This window comes from Streptomyces sp. 1114.5 (assembly GCF_003635085.1).
GTDB lineage: Bacteria > Actinomycetota > Actinomycetes > Streptomycetales > Streptomycetaceae > Kitasatospora.
Genome location: NZ_RBXE01000001.1, coordinates 1614998 through 1628842 on the forward strand (window position 1 = coordinate 1614998; position 13845 = coordinate 1628842).

General features: G+C 72.1%; 14 protein-coding genes. 9 read left to right on the plus strand and 5 right to left on the minus strand.

The features are described 5' to 3' along the window. Nucleotides 1-45: 45 nt before the first annotated feature. The gene (locus tag BX285_RS07060; protein WP_097237206.1) at nucleotides 46-438 is read right to left on the minus strand and encodes a RidA family protein; all 393 of its coding nucleotides are present in this window, start codon (nucleotides 436-438) and stop codon (nucleotides 46-48) included. Nucleotide 439: 1 nt separating this feature from the next. Continuing rightward, nucleotides 440-1639 carry a class I SAM-dependent methyltransferase gene (locus tag BX285_RS07065; RefSeq protein WP_097237207.1) on the minus strand — a complete coding sequence of 400 codons (1200 nt, stop codon included), beginning with the start codon at nucleotides 1637-1639 and terminating at the stop codon, nucleotides 440-442. Between the two features lie 127 nt (nucleotides 1640-1766). On the opposite strand from BX285_RS07065, the gene BX285_RS07070 reads away from it, so the two are divergent. From BX285_RS07070 to BX285_RS07095, 6 genes are read left to right on the plus strand one after another with little or no spacing between them, the layout of a single operon-like run. Continuing rightward, nucleotides 1767-2126, plus strand: a complete 360-nt coding sequence (locus BX285_RS07070; RefSeq protein ID WP_097237209.1) for a nuclear transport factor 2 family protein — start codon at nucleotides 1767-1769, stop codon at nucleotides 2124-2126. Between the two features lie 3 nt (nucleotides 2127-2129). Next, nucleotides 2130-3350 carry a nucleotide disphospho-sugar-binding domain-containing protein gene (locus BX285_RS07075; RefSeq protein ID WP_097237210.1) on the plus strand — a complete coding sequence of 407 codons (1221 nt, stop codon included), beginning with the start codon at nucleotides 2130-2132 and terminating at the stop codon, nucleotides 3348-3350. Next, nucleotides 3347-4198 (plus strand): DUF6039 family protein, encoded by an 852-nt coding sequence (locus BX285_RS07080; protein WP_097237211.1) that lies wholly within the window; start codon nucleotides 3347-3349, stop codon nucleotides 4196-4198. Before BX285_RS07075 ends, BX285_RS07080 begins: the two co-directional genes overlap by 4 nt. Before the next feature lie 5 nt (nucleotides 4199-4203). Next, nucleotides 4204-5436 (plus strand): hydroxymethylglutaryl-CoA synthase family protein, encoded by a 1233-nt coding sequence (locus tag BX285_RS39140; RefSeq protein ID WP_179852828.1) that lies wholly within the window; start codon nucleotides 4204-4206, stop codon nucleotides 5434-5436. A 7-nt stretch (nucleotides 5437-5443) separates the two neighbouring features. Further along, nucleotides 5444-6256 carry an enoyl-CoA hydratase-related protein gene (locus BX285_RS07090; protein WP_097237212.1) on the plus strand — a complete coding sequence of 271 codons (813 nt, stop codon included), beginning with the start codon at nucleotides 5444-5446 and terminating at the stop codon, nucleotides 6254-6256. After that, nucleotides 6253-7506, plus strand: coding sequence for a cytochrome P450 (locus BX285_RS07095; RefSeq protein WP_097237214.1), 1254 nt, complete (start codon nucleotides 6253-6255; stop codon nucleotides 7504-7506). Before BX285_RS07090 ends, BX285_RS07095 begins: the two co-directional genes overlap by 4 nt. Nucleotides 7507-7567: 61 nt before the next feature. On the opposite strand, the gene BX285_RS07100 is transcribed toward BX285_RS07095, so the two are convergent. From BX285_RS07100 to rfbD, 3 genes are read right to left on the minus strand one after another with little or no spacing between them, the layout of a single operon-like run. After that, complete coding sequence (locus BX285_RS07100; RefSeq protein WP_121174721.1) at nucleotides 7568-7951, minus strand: DUF3224 domain-containing protein; 384 nt, start codon at nucleotides 7949-7951, stop codon at nucleotides 7568-7570. A gap of 16 nt (nucleotides 7952-7967) precedes the next feature. Further along, complete coding sequence (locus BX285_RS07105; protein ID WP_097237216.1) at nucleotides 7968-8717, minus strand: TylF/MycF family methyltransferase; 750 nt, start codon at nucleotides 8715-8717, stop codon at nucleotides 7968-7970. After that, complete coding sequence (gene rfbD, locus BX285_RS07110) at nucleotides 8707-9576, minus strand: dTDP-4-dehydrorhamnose reductase (protein WP_097237217.1); 870 nt, start codon at nucleotides 9574-9576, stop codon at nucleotides 8707-8709. The genes BX285_RS07105 and rfbD overlap by 11 nt, the downstream gene beginning before the upstream one ends. 147 nt (nucleotides 9577-9723) lie before the next feature. Between rfbD and BX285_RS07115 the strand changes: the two genes are divergently transcribed. From BX285_RS07115 to fabD, 3 genes are all read left to right on the plus strand, one after another. Further along, entirely contained in the window at nucleotides 9724-10587 is an 864-nt protein-coding gene (locus BX285_RS07115) for a DUF6039 family protein (protein WP_097237218.1), read from the plus strand. A gap of 95 nt (nucleotides 10588-10682) precedes the next feature. Further along, complete coding sequence (locus BX285_RS07120) at nucleotides 10683-11471, plus strand: DUF6039 family protein (protein WP_097237219.1); 789 nt, start codon at nucleotides 10683-10685, stop codon at nucleotides 11469-11471. A gap of 54 nt (nucleotides 11472-11525) precedes the next feature. Next, nucleotides 11526-13844 carry an ACP S-malonyltransferase gene (gene fabD / locus BX285_RS07125; protein ID WP_121177316.1) on the plus strand — a complete coding sequence of 773 codons (2319 nt, stop codon included), beginning with the start codon at nucleotides 11526-11528 and terminating at the stop codon, nucleotides 13842-13844. Nucleotide 13845: the final 1 nt, after the last annotated feature.

Here is a 13845-nt window from a genome sequence, read left to right on the forward strand (position 1 = left end):
TCCCGTTCGTGATTCTTCGTGGGATTCGGTGGGGTGCGGGTCGGGTCAGGCGGCCGCGACGGCCTCGATCTCCAGGAACCAGGAGTCCACCCAGATGTCGGCGACGATGCCGACCAGGGCCGGCCGGTGATCGCCCAGGAACTCCCTGCGGATCCGGGAGTTGGCCTCGCGGTGGCTCAGGTCGGAGAGCGTGATGGTGACCCGGACGAGGTTCTCGACCGTCATGTCGGCGGCGGCGAGGACGGAGACGAGGTTGCTCCAGGCCAGCCGGCACTGGTCCTCGAAGGACTCGGGTACGAAGCCGTCGGCGGTCTGCGGCGCCTGACCGCTGATGAAGAGCAGCTTCGAGGTGGTCGGCACCAGCACGGCCTGGGCGTAGCTGGGCACGTACCCGGGGCCGTCCTCCGGGTCGACCAGGGTGAAGGGGGCCTGCGCCATCTCAGGCCGCCGGCGGGGTGCGCGGGCACCAGGACGGCACGGCGCCTTCGGCGTTGATGCCCTTCTGGATCACCGCGAGGTTGTGGTAGACGTGCAGGCCGACCACGTTGGCCTCCTGGAAGGAGGGCTCGCCCCCGGCGTCGGGGCCGGTGTGCTCCTCGTGGTGGATCGCGTCGACGAGCTCCTTGACCAGGCCGATCGAGGTGCCCTGGCCGGCGGCCTTGCCCTCCACGCCGCCGTAGCCGGGGGCGTACGCGGTCCAGGTGTCCTCGATCACGTAGACGCCGCCCGGGTTGAGGTGCGGCAGCAGGGTGCGGAACGAGGTCAGCACGTGCTCGTTGACGTGGCTGCCGTCGTCGACGATCACGTCGAACGGGCCGTACTCGGCGGCCATCCGGTTCAGGTACTCCGGGTCGTTCTGGCTGCCGATGAGCGTCTTGACCCGGGGCTGGTCGGCCACCGTCTTGTCGAAGATGTCCAGGCCGTAGACCAGGCCGCGGGTGAAGTAGCGCCGCCACATCCGCAGCGAGCCGCCGCCGAAGGTGGTGGTCATGTAGCCGCCGACGCCGATCTCCAGCACCCGGACGGGCTTGTCCCGCAGGTCCTTGAAGTGGTTCTCGTAGTGCGAGGTGAACCAGTGCATCCCACCCCACTTGTCCGAGTAGTAGCGCGCGGCCAGGTTCCCGAGGTCGCCCGGCTTGTCGATGCCCGACAGCACGGCCGTGATCGCCTGGGTGGCGGAGCGGGTGACCGCGAGGATCCTCAGGTCGGAGCGGCGGGCGGCGGCCTTCTCGAACTGCGGCACCGTGCGGCGGCGGCCGGTGCGGTGCTCGCGGGCCGGGCCGAACAGGTCGCGGACCAGGTCGGTCAGGTCGTACTCGATGACCATCGCGGCGTACTCGCCGGTGCCGGGGCGCAGCCGGACCGGCTCGCCGTGCACGGCGGTCAGGACGTGGCTGACCCGGAGGTCGCCGTGGACGACGTCGAGCTGGAGGTCGAGCTCGGTGTCGAAGAGGTCCATGATCGGGACGTCGGCGCGGAAGGCGATCTCGTCGGCGAGCACGGCGCAGACCTCGGGGACGCCGAGCTTCTCGACGACCTCGTGGATGTTCTCGTCCCGGCCGTCGGCGGCCAGGATCAGCTGCTCGATGGCCGCGTTGTCGAGCGTCGGGGCGACGCCGGAATCGGATTCTGTGGTCATGTCGCGAGCATGGGCGGTGGGGTCCGTCGCAGCTGCTCCCAATTGAGCAGACGGGCGGTGGACGGCTCCGGAGACTGGCCGCATCGGCGGACCCGCCGAACCGACCCACCACCGCCAGGAGACCAGCGTGTCCGACCCCTTTGCCGCCCTCCACCCCGTCTTCCGCCGCCAGATCCAGGCCATGATGGCCAACGACCGCGATCTGCTGATGACCTGCTACCACCCCGAGGTCAAGTCGCTCCGCTTCCAGGGCGTGCTGGAGGGCCGCGAGGCCATCAGCGACCTGCTGGACAAGTACGACGAGCTGAACCCGGAGTTCGTCGAGGTCCTGGAGTACGTCCACAGCGACGACCAGATCATGACCCGCACGGTGCTGCGCATCAAGGGCGAGGAGATCGTCGCGGTCGGCTCGTACGTCGTCAAGGACGACATGATCTGGCGCCAGTTCGGCTGCGACGAGGGCGGCGTCCGGGACTGGTGGGCGTAGTCCGTGCGCGTTCTCGTCACGGCCTCGCCGGGCGCCGGCCACACCTTCGCCACCGTCCCGCTGACCTGGGCGCTGCGCGCCGCCGGGCACGAGGTGCTGTTCGCCACGGCGGGCCGCCTCCCCGGTGACCTGCCGGCCATCGTCGGCGCGGGCGTCACCGTCGCCGAGATCGCCTCGCGCGAGCGGATGGCCGAGCTGCGCGACCGGATGCGGGCCCGGACCGCCGAGGAGGCCCGGAGCCTGGGGATCAGCCCGGCCGAGCTGGCCGCCCGTCACATCGACGCCGCCCGCCTGGCCCGGCACGTGGCGGACGGCAACGGCTGGGCCTTCGCGAGCCGGATCTTCGGCCAGATCTCCGCCGCCACGCTGGACGGCCTGGTCGAGGTCGCCACCCGTTGGCAGCCGGACCTGGTCGTGTACGAGACCATGCAGGGCGGCGGCCCGCTGGTGGCCGCCCTGCTCGGGGTGCCGGCGGTGGAGCACCCGATCGGCTTCGCCCGCGGCCCCGAGGCCGTCGACGCCGTGGCCGCGGCGCTGGCCGCCGAGTACGAGCGGTACGGCGTCGGCCGGCCGGCCCGGCACACGGCGCTGGACGTCTGCCCGCCGAGCATGGCGGTCGGCCCCGCGTACGGCCTGCCGATGCGCTACGTGCCGTTCAACGGCGGCGGTTCGGCCGGTGACTGGCTCTTCGCCGAGCAGGAACGACCGCGCATCGCGGTGACCCTCGGCACCGTCCTGCCCGAACTGGGCTCGGACGGCTTCGGTCAGGTCGTCGCGGCCGCCGCGCGGACCGACGCGGACTTCGTGCTCACCGCCGACGAACGGCAGCTGGCCGAGCTGGGCCCGCTGCCGCCCAACGTGCGCGGCTGCGGCTACGTCCCGCTGGGCGCGCTGCTGCGTTCCTGCTCGGCGATCGTGCACCACGGCGGCTCGTCCACCACGATGACCGCCCTGGACGCCGGGCTCCCGCAGCTGGTGATCCCGCACATCGCCGACCAGTTCATCAACGCCGAGGCCGTCCGGCGGCGCGGCTGCGGACTGTCCGGCGAGGACGGCAGCGACCTCGCGGGCGACTTCGCCCGCCTCGTCGGCGACGACGGCCTGCGCACCGCCGCACAGCAGGTACGCGCCGAGCTGGCCACCCTGCCCAGCCCCGCTGACACCGCCGACCGGCTGGTCCGGTGGGCCTCGACACCCGAAGACGAAACAGAGGTGGACTCATGACGGAAGAGACGCTCCAGCCGAAGGCGCCGGCCCTGCACTCGGCGAACTCCGGTTTCACCGTGCACCGCACCGGTCAGCTTGAGTACGGATTCGCCGAGGAGGGCGGCAAGTTCTCGATCGACCTGGTCAACTACCTGAACAACGCCCAGGGCGACGTGATGGGCACCTACCTCTTCAAGGAGGTGCTGGGCACCAAGGACAGGATGCACTGGTTCGTCCACCTGAAGTCGCCGCACGACTACCAGCGCCTGCTGAAGATGGTCGACCACGACCGCGAGTACCAGGACATCTCCACCCTGGACCGGCTGCCCGCCAAGGGCGGCGGCAACTGGGAGCGGATGTTCATGCCCGGCACCTTCTCCGAGCGCATCCTCTGCCCGCAGCACGGCGTGGGCCACCCGCCGGAGGGCGAGATCGACCCGGCCGAGATGTTCACCGACCCGGCCAAGTACCAGACCAGCCAGCCGGTCGACCAGCAGCTGACCACCGCCACCGCGGGCGCGATCGTGCTGCGCACCGCCAAGGCCCGCTACTCGCTGCGCGACCAGGCCCGCTACTACGGCGTCGAGTGGTCGGAGTACGTCAACACGGCGCTGCCCGGCGAGGTCACCTCCTTCCTGTACGAGGAGATCTTCGGCCGCCAGGACACCCTGCACTGGCTGATCCACCTGCGCTCGCTGGACGCCTACGAGAAGATCGACGCGCTCGCCGCCGACGCCGGCTACCAGGAGCTGCACGGCAAGAAGCGCGTGCCGGACGAGCACGGCGGTGGTGGCTGGGGCGACCTGTTCGTCCCGGGCAGCATCCAGGACACCGTCCTGGTCCCGTACGCCCCGACGGCGGGCTGAGCGCGATGGCCGTGGGCATCGAGGCGATCAACGCCTACGTCGGGCGGGCCTCGCTCGGCGTTCAGCAGCTCTTCGAGGCCCGCGGCCTGGACGACCGCCGCATGGGCAACCTCCTGATGGAGCGCAAGTCCGTCAACCTGCCGTGCGAGGACCCGGTCACCAACGCGGTGAACGCGGCCAAGCCGCTCGTGGACGCGCTGACGCCGCAGGAGCGGGACCGCATCGAGCTGGTCATCGTGGGCACCGAGTCCGGCCTGGACTTCGGCAAGCCGATCAGCACCTACGTGCAGCACTACCTCGGCCTCGGCAAGCGCTGCCGCTCGTACGAGGTCAAGCACGCGTGCTACGGCGGGACGGCGGCGCTGCAGAGCGCGGCCGGGATCATCGGCGCCAGTCCCGTCCCCGGGGCCAAGGCGCTGGTGATCGCGGCCGACGCGTCGAGCGTCGCCGCCCGCGACACCTACTGGGAGCCCTCCCAGGGCGCCGGCTCGGTGGCCATGCTGGTCGGCCACGACCCGCAGGTCCTGGCCCTCGACCCGGGCGCCAACGGCTTCCACAGCTTCGAGGTGATGGACACCCTCCGGCCCCGCCCGGACCTGGAGGCGGGGAACTCCGACCTCTCGCTGATGGCCTACATGGAGTGCCTGGTGCACAGCTACCGGGCGTACCGGGAGCGCGTGCCGTCGGCCGACCTGATGACCACCTTCGACCACCTGGTCTTCCACACCCCCTTCGCCGGCATGGTCACCGGCGCCTACCGGCGGCTGCGCCGGGCCGAGAGCCCGGCCCCCGCCGCCGAGGTCGACGCGGACTTCGCGGCCCGGGTCGAGCCGTGCCTGCGGTACGCCACGCAGGTCGGCAACGTCTACTCGGCCGCGCTGTACCTGGCGCTCTGCTCGCTGATCGACAACGTGGACACCAGCGCGCCCAGGCGGCTCGGGATGTTCTCGTACGGCTCGGGCTGCGCCTCGGAGTTCTACAGCGGCGTGGTCACCCCGCAGGGCGGGCAGCGGCTCGCCGAGCGCGGCATCGCCGCCGCGATCGCCGACCGGTACGCGCTGAGCATGCCCGAGTACGAGCTGATCAGCGACCTGAGCCTGGACCGGATGTGCGGGGTGCGCGACCACACGTACGACGTCTCGCCCTACGCCGCCGTCTACGACAGCCACTTCGCCGGGCGGGGGCTGCTGGTACTCGACGAGGTGGTGGACTTCCACCGCCGGTATCGCTGGAGCTGAGAGCGACATGGATGGGACACCCGACCTGACCGCGGCCACCGAGCCGGGGTACCGCACCCTGGTGGTCACCCGCCGGCGCGAGATGCTCCGCGTGGTGATCAACCGCCCCGAGTACGGGAACAGCATCAACGGCGTGCTGATGGAGGAGCTGCACGCCGTGCTCGACCGGGCCGAGGCCGACCCGGCACTGCGGATGGTGGTGCTGGAGGGGGTCGGCCCGGTGTTCTGCTCCGGCATGGACTTCACCGCGGCCGCCGGCAGCAACCGGGCCGGCGACGAACTGGCGGTGCGCGGCGGCGAGGTGTTCTACGGGCTGCTCAAGCGGTTCACCACCAGCCCCCGGATCATCGTCTCGGTGGTGGACGGCCGGGTCACCGGCGGCGGTGTCGGCATCGTGGCCGCCAGCGACTTCGTCTACGCCACCGAGCGCAGCACCTTCGCCCTGCCGGAGGCGCTCTGGGGCCTGCTGCCCTGCTGCGTGATGCCCTTCCTGGTCCGCCGTGCCGGGTTCCAGCCGGCCTACTCGATGACCATGAGCACGCTGCCGGTCACCGCGGCCCGGGCGGCCCAGGTGAACCTGGTGGACGAGCTGCTGGCGGACCCGGAGCCGACCCTGCGCCGCCTCGCGGCCCGACTCGGCAAGCTCGACGACCGCGTCATCGCCGACGGCAAGCGGTACTTCGAGCGGATGTGGCTGCCCGCCGAGGAACTGGAGCGGACCGCCGTCACCGAGTTCGCCCGGCTGATGTCCTCCCCGGTGGTCCAGCACCGGATCGCCAACTTCGCCAGCCACCAGCAGATGCCGTGGGAGAACCGGTGACCGAACGCCCCGCACCCGTACCGCTCCCGGACGGCTCCGACCCGGACCCGTACCCCCGCTACGCCGCCCTGCGGGCCGCCGGCGGGGTCCACCTCGTCCAGGAGCCGACCGGGCTCTGCCGCTGGACCGTCACCGGCTACGAGCACGGCCGGCAGATGCTGGCCGACCCGCGCCTGACCAAGGACCCGCGCGCCGCCTGGGACGAGCTGCTCGCCGCCGGGTACGTCACCGGCGACGCCGAGACCGACCAGTACATGTTCCACCTGCTCAACTCCGACCCGCCGGACCACACCCGGCTGCGCGGCATGATCCAGCGCAGCTTCAGCCCCGGCCGGGCCGCCGCGCTGCGCCCGCGCATCGAGCGGACCGCCGCCGCGCTGCTCGACGGGCTCGACCCGGGCGAGCCGGTCGACCTGATCGCCGACTACGCGCTGCCGCTCGCGGTCCGCACCATGGGCGAGATCCTCGGCGTGCCGGTCGACGACTTCGACGAGTACCGGGTCTGGGCGTCGGCCGGCCTCACCCGGCCCGGTGCCGCGGGGGCGGTGATGAGCCGGGCCGAGGCCTACACCCACATGCGGCGGTTCTTCGCCGAGCTGATCGGCCGCCGGGTGGCCGAGCTGCGCGACGCCGTCGGCGCCGCTCCGGCCGGCGAGCCGGACGTGCTCACCTCGCTGCTGCTGGCGCGCGAGGCCGGCGACCCGCTGACCGAGCAGGAGACGATCGCGCTGCTGATCTTCCTCCTGAACACCGGTCAGGAGCCGACCGTCAGCATGCTCGCCAACGGCGTGCTCGCCCTGCTGAACCACCCGGACCAGCTGGAGCTGCTGACCGCGGACCTCGGTCTGCTGCCGACCGCGATCGACGAGTTCCTGCGCTACGACGGCTCGGTGGCGCTGTCGACCCTGCGGATCGCCCGCGAGCCGATCGAGCTGGGGGACACCGTCATCCCGCAGGGCGGGATCGTCTCCGTCATCATGAACTCGGCCGACCGGGACGAGCGCCGCTTCACCGACCCCGACCGGCTGGACATCACCCGCCACCCGAACCCGCACCTCGCCTACGGGCACGGCATCCACCGCTGCCTGGGCGTCCCGCTGGCCCGGATGACCGGGGAGATCGCCTTCGGCGAGCTGCTGCGCCGCTTCCCGCGGCCGCGCCTGGCCTGCGCCCCGGAGGAGCTGCAGTGGCGGCCCACCCGGGTGATGCGCGGACTGGCCGCCCTGCCGGTCCTGCTCCGGGCCGACTGACCGGGGCGCCGAACGCCGGAGGGGGCCGACGCATTCCGCGTCGGCCCCCTCCGGCATGCGGTCAGGCGAGGGAGAAGTCCAGGGTGTAGTCCGCGTTCTCGTAGCCGCCCGAGCCGGTCAGGCCGGCCAGCTCGCCGGAGCCCGAGCCCGGGACGACGTCCCAGGTGACGTGGGCGCCGGCGCCGTCGAAGGTGCCACGGACGTGCAGCACGAAGGAGCCGGCCCGGCCGGCCACCTTGCCCTCGAAGCGCTGCGTGCCGACGAAGTGCGCGGGGCCGTCGGCCGGGTAGGTGAGCAGCCAGTCGGAGCGGCCGTTGCCCTCCAGGTCGCCGCTGAACGCGGCCTGCGAGTGGGCGGTGGCCTGCTTGGCCTGGCCGTCGGTCTCCGCGATCAGCGACTCGACCCAGTCGGTGACGTCGAGCGTGCCCTTTGCGTGGGTGGTCATGGTGTGGCCTTTCAGGTCAGGACGTCCGTCGCCAGTAGACGCTGCTGTCGTCGATCGGGATCATCTCGTCGGTGATGCCGTGCGCCTCACGGTAGTCGTGGATCGCCTCGCGGCACGCCGAGATGACGTAGTCGTCGACGATCACGTAGCCGCCGACGGACAGCTTGGGATAGAGGTTGACCAGGGCGTCCATCGTCGACCCGTAGAGGTCGCCGTCCAGCCGCAGCACGGCCAGCCGGTCGATCGGCGCCGCCGGCAGGGTGGTCTCGAACCAGCCCGGCAGGAAGCGCACCTGGTCGTCGAGCAGGCCGTAGCGGCGGAAGTTCTCCTCGACCTCCGCCTGGGAGACGGCCAGCACGTCGTTGAAGCGGTCCAGGGCGATCTTCCGGTCCCGCTCGTCCCCGGTGGTGGAGTCGGGGATGCCCTCGAAGGAGTCCGCGACCCAGACCGTCCGGTCCTTCTCGTCGTACGCGGCCAGCAGGGCGCGCATGAAGATGGTGACGCCGCCGCGCCACACCCCGGTCTCGATCAGGTCGCCCGGGACGCCGTCGGCGATCACCCGTTCCACGCAGTCCTGCAGGTTGTCCAGCCGCTTGCGGCCGACCATGGTGTGGGCGACCGTCGGCCAGTCCACGCCGTTCTCGCGGCGCTCGGCGTTGTAGCCCTTGCCGTCGAGCCAGAACACCTCGGTCGGCGGGTCCTGGTAGATCACATTGGTCAGGATCCGCTTCATCAGATCCAGGTAGCGGTCGCGGTCATCGCTCATCGCGTGCTCCCAAGTACTCGTCGAGTGCGTCCTGCCACGGGCGCCGGATCCGCCGGACGAACGCGGGCAGTCCACCGGTCAGCGGGGTGTGGTGCGGGCGCGGTGCCGAGGTGAAGAACTGCTCCTCCACCGGGGTGACCGGGGCGTCGATGCCCAGCCGCTCCAGGGCGGCCACGCAGAGCCGGTACCACGAGGTGCTGCCTTCGTTGGTCACGTGGTAGACGCCGCTGTCGGCCCGGTGGTGCAGCAGGTCGAGGATCGTGGTCGCGAGGTCCACCGTGTAGGTCGGGGACATCACGACGTTGTCGACGACCTTGAGGTCGCCGCCGGCCCGGGCGACCTCGGCCACCCGGTCGACGAACGAGGCCCGGGCCGTCCCGCTGGTCGGCGGAGGGCCGAACAGGCAGGCGGTGCGGGTTATCAGATGGCGCTCGCTACCGAGCCGGGTCTCGTGTTCGCCGGCCAGCTTGGTGATGCCGTAGGTCTGCACCGGCCGCGGCAGATCGTCCGGACGGTAGGCGCGGTCGCCCTGCCCGTCGAAGACGAAGTCGGTGCTGATGTACACCGGTACCGCGCCGACCGCCGAGCACGCCTGGCTGACCCACCGCGCGCCGAGCACGTTGACGGCGTACGCCTGCTCGGGCGTCCGGTCGCACAGGTCGGCGGGCATCAGCGCGGCCGTGTTGACGCAGGCGTCCGGCCGCACCTCCCGGACGATCCGGCTCACCTGCTCCTGGCTGGTGATGTCGACGTCCTTGCGGCCGAGCGCCACCAGTTCGGTCACTCGGGGATCCGCCTCGGCGGTGGTCCGCACCGTGGTGCCGAGCAGTCCCTCGGCTCCGAGCAGCAGAATTCGCATCGCTCCCACCTTCCGCTATGTAGCGGCCAGCGTCGGCGACGGGCGGCCGAGCGGTCTGCTCCAAACTGAGCAGCTTCATTCCCGGGCCGTGGTTAGCGTTCCGGCCTGACGACTGTCAGGACCGACCCCGGAAGGACGCCGCGCCAGATGACCGCTCAGAGCGTGCCGCAGGCCCAGAACCAGACCTCGCTGCCCCCCGAGGAGCAGCTGCACACCGTCAACGCCCGGGTGGTCGTGGAACGCGTCGCCCAGGTGCGGGCCGGCCACCGCGCCGAGGCGCTGGCGTTCGCGCGCGCCTCCGTCGAGCGGCTGAGCACCGAGCACGCCGGGGTGCTGGGCGCCCAGGTCTTCGAGGAGACCTTCGGCACCAAGGACCGCATCCACTTCCTGATCCACCTGGACTCGCTGGCCTGCTACGAGGACCTGCTCCGGATGTGGGACGAGGCCAAGCCGGAGCACGGCGCCGAGGAGTGGAACCGCCTCTTCGTCGAGGGCAGCGTCCAGGAGACCGTCCTGATGCCGCAGTTCTGGGGCATGTACGGCACCAAGGTCGACGGCGAGCTGGAGAAGCAGAGCACCGTCTACCGCAACGCCGGCCCGGTCTCCCTGCCGCCGGCCCGTGAGCAGAGCAGCCTCCCGCTGGACCGGATCCTGCACTCGGGCAACGCCGGGATCGTGATGCACCGGACCGGCCAGATGGCCTCCGAGTACCGCTCCGAGGCCCGCCAGTTCGGCCGCGTGGTCGCCGAGTCGATCAACAAGAACCTGCCCGGCGAGTGCACGGTCTTCGTCTACGAGGAGGCCTTCGGCCAGGCCGACCAGCTGCACTGGCTGATCCACCTCAAGGACATCAACACCTACATGCGCCTGCTCGAACTGCACGTCAGGGACGAGGAGGTGCGCGACATCTACTTCCGCGACTGGATCCCGGCCGAGAAGGGCGGCGGCACCTGGGCCGGCCTGTTCCTCGACGGCACCATGTCCGACGTCGCGCTCACCCCGCTGCACTGAATCCCGCTGCACCGAATCCCGCTGCACCGAAACCCGCCGCGCAGGGGCCGGACCGCCGCTGCGCCGGAGCAGAAACCCAACCGGAAGGAACCCCGATGGCACCGATGACCGACGAGCGGCGGGCCCAGATCGTCCCGCCCGCGGCGCACCAGTGCGAGATCCCCGCCGAGCAGCTGCTGCACACCGGCAACGCCGGCGTGGTGGTCCAGAAGGTGGGCCAGCTGAAGTCCGAATTCCGCAACGAGGGCCGGATGTTCGCCCGCGAGGTGGCCAAGCACGTCAACGCCCGGCAGGCCGGGAACGCCACCGCCTTCGTCTACGAGGAGTCCTTCGGCTACGAGGACCGGATCCACTTCCTGATCCACCTCCGCTCCCTGGACACCTACTACGACCTGGTCGAGATGGGCGACCAGGACCGCGCGTACCGCGAGTCCATCGCCAAGGAGCGCGTCCAGGAGGACACCGGCGGCGGCGCCTGGGACCGGCTGTTCGTCGACGGCAGCGTCCGGTCCAACGTGCTGCTGCCCTGGGCCGGTCAGTCGGAGCAGCCGCTCAACTCGGCCAACTCCGGCATCGTGCTGCTCCGTTCGACGCGGATCGGGCACGGCTTCCGGGCCGAGGGCCGGGAGCTGGCCGAGGAGATCACCACCTCGGTGAACAAGGAGTTCGCCGGGCAGGCCTCGGTGACGCTGTTCGACGAGGCGTTCGGCGACGGCGACCAGGTCCACTGGCTGGTCGGCCTCCAGGACCTCACCGTGTACGGGCGCCTGCGGCAGGCGCTGGCCGCCGAGGGCCGTCCGGGCACCTTCGTGGACGGCAGCGCGCGGGAGACCGCGCTCACCCCGCACCACTGGGGCCTCTACGCCACCCGACAGGGCCAGTAGGGCCCGTCGGTTCCACGAGTCGCAGGGCCGTACGGCTGATCAGGGGGTGACGTGATGACCACGGTGTGGGTGTTTCCCGGGCAGGGGGCGCAGCGGATCGGGATGGGTGCGGAGGTGCTCGACCGCTATCCCGAACTGCTGCGCCAGGCCGACGAGATCCTCGGGTACCGGCTCCGGGAGGTGTGCCTGGAGGGCGCCGAACCCGGGCTGAAGGACACCCGGTCGGTGCAGCCCGCGCTGTTCGTGGTCAACGCGCTGAGCTGGCTGGCGATGCGGGAGGAGCACCCGGCCCCGGACTACCTGGCCGGCCACAGCCTGGGCGAGTACGACGCGCTCTTCGCCGCCGGGTGCTTCGACTTCGCCACCGGCGTGCGGTTGGTGCAGCGGCGCGGCGAGCTGATGGGCCGGGCCGGCGGCGGCGGCATGACCGCCGTCGTCGGTGTCGAGCCCGACCGGCTCGCCGAGTTGTTGGCGGGTGCCGGGATCGACGACGTCGACCTGGCCAACCGGAACTCGGCCGAGCAGGTGGTGCTGGCCGGTCCGCTGGACTCGCTGCGCCGGGCCGCCGAGGCGGTCCGGGCGGCCGGGTCGGGCCGGTGCGTCCCGCTGCAGGTCAGCGCGCCGTTCCACTCCCGGTACATGGGCGGGGCGGCGGAGGAGTTCGGCGCCTTCCTGGCCGGGATCCCGATCGCCGACCCGCGGATCCCGGTGATCGCCAACGTCACCGCGCTGCCCTACGGGGCAGGCGCGGTGAAGGAGCTGCTGGCCCGTCAGGTGGCCGCCCCGGTGCGCTGGTGGGAGAGCATGAGCCACCTGCTCGACCGGGGGGTGACCGAGCTGGTCGAGGTCGGCCCGGGCCGGGTGCTGACCGACCTGTGGAAGGCCGCCCGCCGCCGGCCGGCGCCGGCGCCCGCCCCGGTGACGCCCGCGGCGCCGGTCTCGGCGCCCGCCCCGGTCACGCCCGCGGCGCCGGTCTCGGCGCCCGCCGCCGTGTCCGGTCCGGCCGGGATCCGCCCCGAGCAGCTCGGCTCGGCCGGCTTCCGCGCCGACTACGGCCTGCGCTACGCCTACCTGGCGGGGGCGATGTTCAAGGGCGTGGCCTCCGTCGACCTGGTCGTCCGGATGGGCCGGGCCGGGCTGATGGGTTTCTTCGGCACCGGCGGCCTGACCCGGGACGAGGTGGCGGCCGCGATCCTGGCGATCCGCGAACGGCTCGGCCCCGACGGCCGGTTCGGGATGAACCTGCTGGCCGACCCGGACCGCCCGGCCGCCGAGCGGGAGCTGGTCGAGCTGTACCTGCGCCACGACGTCCGCCACGTCGAGGCCGCGGCCTTCACCGGCGTCACGCCCGCGCTGGTGCGCTACCGGTTCGCCGGTGCCCACCGGACGCCGGACGGCACCCCGGTGGCGGTCCGGCACGTGCTGGCCAAGGTGTCCCGGCCCGAGGTGGCCACCGCCTTCATGAGCCCGCCGCCCGCCCGACTGCTGGACCGGCTGGTCGCCGAGGGCGCCCTCACTCCCGCCGAGGCGGAGGCGGCCACCGCCCTGCCGGTGGCCGGCGAGGTCTGCGTCGAGGCCGACTCCGGCGGGCACACCGACGCCGGCAGTCCGTACGTGCTGCTGCCGGCCATGCTCCGGCTGCGCGACACGCTGACCGCCGAGCACGGCTACCGCCGGCCGGTCCGGGTCGGTGCGGCCGGCGGGATCGGCGCCCCCGAGTCGGTCGCCGCCTCCTTCGTGCTCGGTGCCGACTTCGTGCTGACCGGCTCGGTCAACCAGTGCTCCCCGGAGGCCGGCACCTCCGAGGCGGTGAAGGAGCTGTTGGCCACCATCGACGTGCAGGACACCGCCTACGCGCCGGCCGGCGACATGTTCGAGCTGGGCGCCCGCGTCCAGGTGGTGCGCAAGAGCACGCTCTTCCCGGCCCGGGCCAACAAGCTCCACCAGGTCTACCGCCGGTACGAGGGCCTGGACGAGATCGACGAGCCGACCCGCCGGACCATCGAGGACCGGTACTTCCGCCGCTCCTTCGCCGAGGTCTGGGCGGAGACCGAGGCCTACCTGCGCGAGCACCGGCCCGACGACCTGGCCCGGGCCGAACGGAGCCCCAAGGCCCGGATGGCCCAGGTGTTCCGCTGGTACTTCGTGCACTCCACCCGGGCCGCCCTCGGCGGCGTACCGGGCGAGCAGGTCAACTACCAGATCCACTGCGGGCCGGCGATGGGCGCGTTCAACCGCGCGGTCGCCGGAACCCCGCTGCAGGCATGGCGGGAGCGCCATGTCGACGCCATCGCCGAGACCCTGATGACCGGTGCCGCCGAGCTGCTGGACGGCTCGCTGCGCACCCTGGCCCAGCACACCCCGGGAGAATGAC

Coding starts and splice junctions, on each gene's coding strand:
- BX285_RS07090 (WP_097237212.1), top strand. CDS start 5,444: ATGGATGGGACACCCGACCTGACCGCGGCCACCGAGCCGGGGTACCGC.
- BX285_RS07120 (WP_097237219.1), top strand. CDS start 10,683: ATGGCACCGATGACCGACGAGCGGCGGGCCCAGATCGTCCCGCCCGCG.
- BX285_RS39140 (WP_179852828.1), top strand. CDS start 4,204: ATGGCCGTGGGCATCGAGGCGATCAACGCCTACGTCGGGCGGGCCTCG.
- BX285_RS07065 (WP_097237207.1), bottom strand. CDS start 1,639: ATGACCACAGAATCCGATTCCGGCGTCGCCCCGACGCTCGACAACGCG.
- BX285_RS07115 (WP_097237218.1), top strand. CDS start 9,724: ATGACCGCTCAGAGCGTGCCGCAGGCCCAGAACCAGACCTCGCTGCCC.
- BX285_RS07100 (WP_121174721.1), bottom strand. CDS start 7,951: ATGACCACCCACGCAAAGGGCACGCTCGACGTCACCGACTGGGTCGAG.
- rfbD (WP_097237217.1), bottom strand. CDS start 9,576: ATGCGAATTCTGCTGCTCGGAGCCGAGGGACTGCTCGGCACCACGGTG.
- BX285_RS07080 (WP_097237211.1), top strand. CDS start 3,347: ATGACGGAAGAGACGCTCCAGCCGAAGGCGCCGGCCCTGCACTCGGCG.
- BX285_RS07060 (WP_097237206.1), bottom strand. CDS start 438: ATGGCGCAGGCCCCCTTCACCCTGGTCGACCCGGAGGACGGCCCCGGG.
- BX285_RS07105 (WP_097237216.1), bottom strand. CDS start 8,717: ATGAGCGATGACCGCGACCGCTACCTGGATCTGATGAAGCGGATCCTG.
- fabD (WP_121177316.1), top strand. CDS start 11,526: ATGACCACGGTGTGGGTGTTTCCCGGGCAGGGGGCGCAGCGGATCGGG.